The 4,519-nt window shown below is 64.0% G+C and carries 3 protein-coding genes; 1 reads left to right on the forward strand and 2 read right to left on the reverse strand.

Annotation, left to right across the window (positions count from 1 at the left end; genetic code table 11):
- The first annotated feature begins 828 nt into the window (after positions 1–828).
- Positions 829–1,038: a hypothetical protein gene (locus QOC69_RS06165; RefSeq protein ID WP_526437419.1), complete on the forward strand. Its 210-nt coding sequence runs from the start codon at positions 829–831 to the stop codon at positions 1,036–1,038.
- Between the two features lie 531 nt (positions 1,039–1,569).
- Here QOC69_RS06165 and glgX read toward each other — a convergent pair.
- The gene (glgX, locus tag QOC69_RS06170) at positions 1,570–3,663 is read right to left on the reverse strand and encodes a glycogen debranching protein GlgX (protein ID WP_526437421.1); all 2,094 of its coding nucleotides are present in this window, start codon (positions 3,661–3,663) and stop codon (positions 1,570–1,572) included.
- A partial coding sequence (locus QOC69_RS06175; RefSeq protein WP_526437423.1) for an MGH1-like glycoside hydrolase domain-containing protein occupies positions 3,660–4,519 on the reverse strand: 860 nt, incomplete at its 5' end. The genes glgX and QOC69_RS06175, both read right to left, overlap by 4 nt.

Here is a 4,519-nt window from a genome sequence, read left to right on the forward strand (position 1 = left end):
ACGACGACCATCGCGGAGGCGGTCCATTCGACGTCCGGCACTGCGATCTCGGCGATGATTTCTCGAGACGTCTGGTCGTCGTCCGTCTGGGGCACGTGTTGCTCCTTTTCGACTGTTCTGGCGGTGCTGCGTAGAACTTGCGTCCCGCGAGTTCGCGTTTCGTATTGCTGGACGGCGATGCTTGGTGCCAGATAGGACCTGAGCCGCGTCCCACCCCTGTCAGGTCAGTTCGTCGTGCGGCAGCGCGGTCATCGCCCGTGCCGTCGCCGCCATGTAGGTGGCGGCGAACAGCATGGCCAGCCGATTCACGAACCAGCGCCTCATAGGTTCTCTCCTTCGCTCAGTGTGCCGTCCGGCGAGGGTGTAAGCGGTTGAAGGTCAGCCCGTTTGGCGATCAATACCTAACCGCCCTTGAGCGCGAGGCACCCTGCAGACGACGACCACCACTTGTCGGATTCCGCTGTGGTGTTAAGAGAGAAGCTAATGCACGGTTTGCCGGTCCGGGTTGTGGCGGTGACTAACGTTGATCTGAAGATCATGTCTCGGCGAACACCGACCGATAGATTATTGGGGCGGAGGAGGTCGCCGAGGGCATCGCGGTCCGAGAATGCCTCGAGGTACTGCCGGAGTGGGATTGCGAGAGCTGCGACCACCGCCGGAGCGGATATTCGGAGAAGGCATCGATCTTGTTGTCGCGGTGACTGGGTTCTTCGATCGGTTGTTGATGCGACTAATGACTGGCGGAACATCGTGGGCCGCCGAACAATGACTCCTGGCGTGCCGGCACCCACGATGGGGAGCAGACATTGCAACCAAGAAGGGACCTCCATGTCAGCGCTAAGCAAACTTCATCAACGTGCGGCTGAACATCATGAGCACGCGGCACGGCACCATCGCGAAGCCGCCAAGCTTCAGGAGGCGAAAGATATTCTGGCGGCAGTAGATCAAGCACATCTGGCGCATGACCATCAGGTGCATGCCATCCGGTATGCAGCGGAGGCTGCGAAAGAATACGCGTCGGCGCGCCGCCGCAGCTAGAAGCATCGGTGCGCAGGACGAGCACCCATTCGGTTGTTCTGTGGCACCAGTGGCAAACGGTTTCCAATTGTCTTGAATCGTGACCCGAGCACCGTGTTCACCAATCGGGCGATCCAGTGCTCAGCTCGAGTCGTGCCGCCCGACGATTGTGGCCTCGGCAAGTATTGGATTCGGCCACATAACGCGTCGTAGATGGTTCGGACGCCCGGACTGTTCGCTGGACAACGCCAGCTGTGCCCATGAGCACAATCTGGCCCGTTCGGTCGGCCGCACGGGGGTTGGGACAAAGCCCTGGCCCAAACATCTTGGACCAAAACGAAAGTCGCATTCCACAACAGTCGCACACGTCTCGCGGCCCTCGGTACCATCACCCCGCCGAGTTCGAAAACCGACTCACTCAGACGGCAAAAGTCGCCTGACCCTGGGTCCACCAAACGACTTCAATCCCAAGCCGTTCGGCCACGAATGTCGAGCGCGCTGGGTTAATGAGCCGCCTATCGAGGTTTAGCTGGGGCGGCTCGATTGCCGCGGTCAAGGCGGGGAGCGCAGGACCACCGTTGACCGCGGCCCGACCGTGAGCTCTCGCCCCGCGGTGCCCGTGCGTGACGGGTCGAAACTGTCGCAGACCATGTCCCACCGCCGCACAGAAAGTTCGGCGGGCACCGTGAAAGTCAACGGCTCCCACCACGAGTTTACGAGTATGAGGAAGTCGTCATCCACCATCGGCGTTCCGTCGGCTCCCTCATCCGGATCCGTTGAACCGTCGACGAACAACGCGACGCTACGGGCACTCGGGTTAGACCAGTCTTCGGCAGTCATCTCCGCACCTGACGATGTGAACCAGCGCAGGTCCGACGCTGCCCTGCCGGTGCGGTAGCGGCGCCTGCGGAATACCGGGTGACGACGGCGCAACGCGATGAGTTCGGTTGTGAAATCCAACAGTTCATCGTCGACGGTCGTCCAGTCGAACCAGGTGATCTCGTTGTCCTGGCAGTAGGCGTTGTTGTTGCCCCGCTGAGTGCGCCCAAGCTCGTCGCCCCCCAACAACAGCGGTACGCCCGCCGAGAGCAGCAGCGTCACGAGAAACGCCCGTTTTTGCCGAGCGCGCAGCGCCAGCACGTCAGGATCGTTGGTTGAGCCCTCCGCTCCGCAGTTCCACGAGCGGTTGTCGTCGGTGCCGTCGCGGTTGCCTTCGGTGTTGGCGTCGTTGTGCTTGCCGTTGTAGGAGACCAGGTCGGTCAGCGGGAACCCGTCATGCACGGTAACGAAGTTGACCGACGCGCTGGGTCGGCGTCCTTCATCGGGGCGGTCGTAGATATCAGCCGAACCGCACAGGCGTGCAGCGAAATCCCCCAACAACCCGTCGTGACTGCGCCACCAGTCGCGCATGGTGTCGCGGAAGCGTCCGTTCCATTCGCTCCACAGCGGCGGGAAGCGACCGATGTCGTAACTGTCGATTCGGCCGACGTCCCATGGCTCGGCGATGAGCTTGACCTGTGAGATGACCGGGTCCTGGCTCACGGCATCGAAGAACGCTGAGAACGGGTCGAAGGCTCCGTCGTCTCGTCCGAGGGTCGGTGCGAGGTCGAAACGAAAACCATCGACACCCATCGTCGACACCCAGTAGCGCAGCGAATCCATGATCATCCGCAGCGTGGTCGGGTCCGCCGTATTCAGCGAGTTGCCCGTCCCTGTCGTGTCGATGTAGCGACTCGGGTCGCTCGGGTCGAGGCGGTAGTAGGCGGCGTTGTCGAGGCCGCGGTCAGACAGCGTCGGGCCGCCGGGCCCGCCCTCGGCGGTGTGGTTGAACACGACGTCGAGCAACACCTCCACCCCGGCGGCGTGCAGGGCGTCGACCATGCTCCGGAACTCCGCCACCTGGCCGCCGCGGCGGCCGGCCCGCACCGCAGCCGAGTACGCCGCGTGCGGCGCGAAGAAACCGATGGTGTTGTAGCCCCAATAGTTCGTCAACCCCCGCTCGACGAGGAACGACTCGGGCACGTTGTGGTGGACGGGCAACAGCTCGACGGTGGTAACGCCGAGACCGACTAGGTAGTCGAGCGCTGCCTCGTGCGCTAGACCGGCGTAGGTGCCGCGCAGCTCCGGCGGCACATCGGGGTGTGTTGCGGTGAATCCGCGGACGTGCACCTCGTAGATGATCGTGTCGGCGAGCGGATGCCCCGGGCCGGGTGCGGGCGGAACGTGCGGCAACGGCGCCGTCACCAGGCCGCGCGGCATGTGACCGGCCGAATCGAGCAGGCTGGGAGCCGCGGTGTCATCCGTTGCGTAGTCGAGCGATTCGGGCCCGAACCGGCATTCACCATCGATCGCGCGGGCATACGGGTCGAGCAGAAGCTTGGCGGGGTTGTAGCGCAGGCCCCGAGCGCGATCGTAGGGCCCGCTGACTCGGAAGCCGTAGGCCTGACCCTCCCCCACGCCGGGCACGAAACCATGCCAGATGTCGCCATCTCGTTCCAGCAGCGCCAGCCGAGTCTCGGCTCCACTGTCGGCGAACAGGCACAGCGTCACCTGTTCGCCATTCGACGACACTGCGAAGTTCGTCCCATCCGGCCCACACGTCGCGCCCAGCGGAGCGGGTCTGCCGGGCATGATCGTCGTGGTCATCGGCTCTCCTCACCTTCGACGAGTCGCTGAATCACCTCCGACACCGTGGGGTAGGCACGATGGCGGCGGCGGATCACGTCGGCGACCAACCCGGTCCAGCCGGTCTGGTGCGACGCACCCAGACCGGCGCCGTTGTCGCCGTGAAAGTATTCGTGGAAGAGCAGGTTGTCGCGCCAACGAGGGTCGCTCTGCATTCGCTCTGTGTCGCCGAAGCACGGCCGTCTTCCGTCCTGGTCGACCAGGAAGATCGACACTAGGCGCTCCCAGAAATCGGCGACGACGACATCGAGCGTGACGCTGGTTCCCGAACCGGTCGGGTATTCGACAGTCAGTTCGTCGCCGAAGAATTCGTGGTAGCGCTCCAATGCGGTCGCGACGAGGTAGTTCAGCGGAAACCACACCGGGCCCCGCCAGTTCGAGTTGCCGCCGAACATGGCGGTGGTCGACTCGGCAGGTTCATAGTCGATTCCGGCCCGCACACCCTCCGCGTCCAATTCGTACGGATGCTCGCGGTGGTACGCAGACAGGGAGCGAAGGCCGTGCGGCGACAGGAACTCCGCCGGGTCGAACAGGGTGTGGCAGAGCCGCCGCACCCGGTCCAGGCCGGTCACCCCGATCAAGAGCCGCCGTGTACCGGGTTTGCCGCGCAGGATGCCGGCGCCGACCATTTCCTCAGTCCCTCCTAGCCCATGGCGTCGCAAGTAGTCGGCGAACATCTTGTCTGTCACGAGCGTCCGGTTGATGGCCTCCTCGTTGACAACCGCCGCTGCCAGCGGCGGGATCATGGCGACCATCGAGCGCACCCGGACCGGCACGGCGCCTCCGTCAGGCAACAGGATCCGGTCATAGTACAAGC

The organism is Mycobacterium sp. (assembly GCF_032162105.1).
GTDB lineage: Bacteria > Actinomycetota > Actinomycetes > Mycobacteriales > Mycobacteriaceae > Mycobacterium.

What these genes read in the sequence shown, in the direction of transcription:
- QOC69_RS06165 (WP_526437419.1), top strand. Translation starts at nt 829, where the DNA reads ATGTCAGCGCTAAGCAAACTTCATCAACGTGCGGCTGAACATCATGAG.
- glgX (WP_526437421.1), bottom strand. Translation starts at nt 3,663, where the DNA reads ATGACCACGACGATCATGCCCGGCAGACCCGCTCCGCTGGGCGCGACG.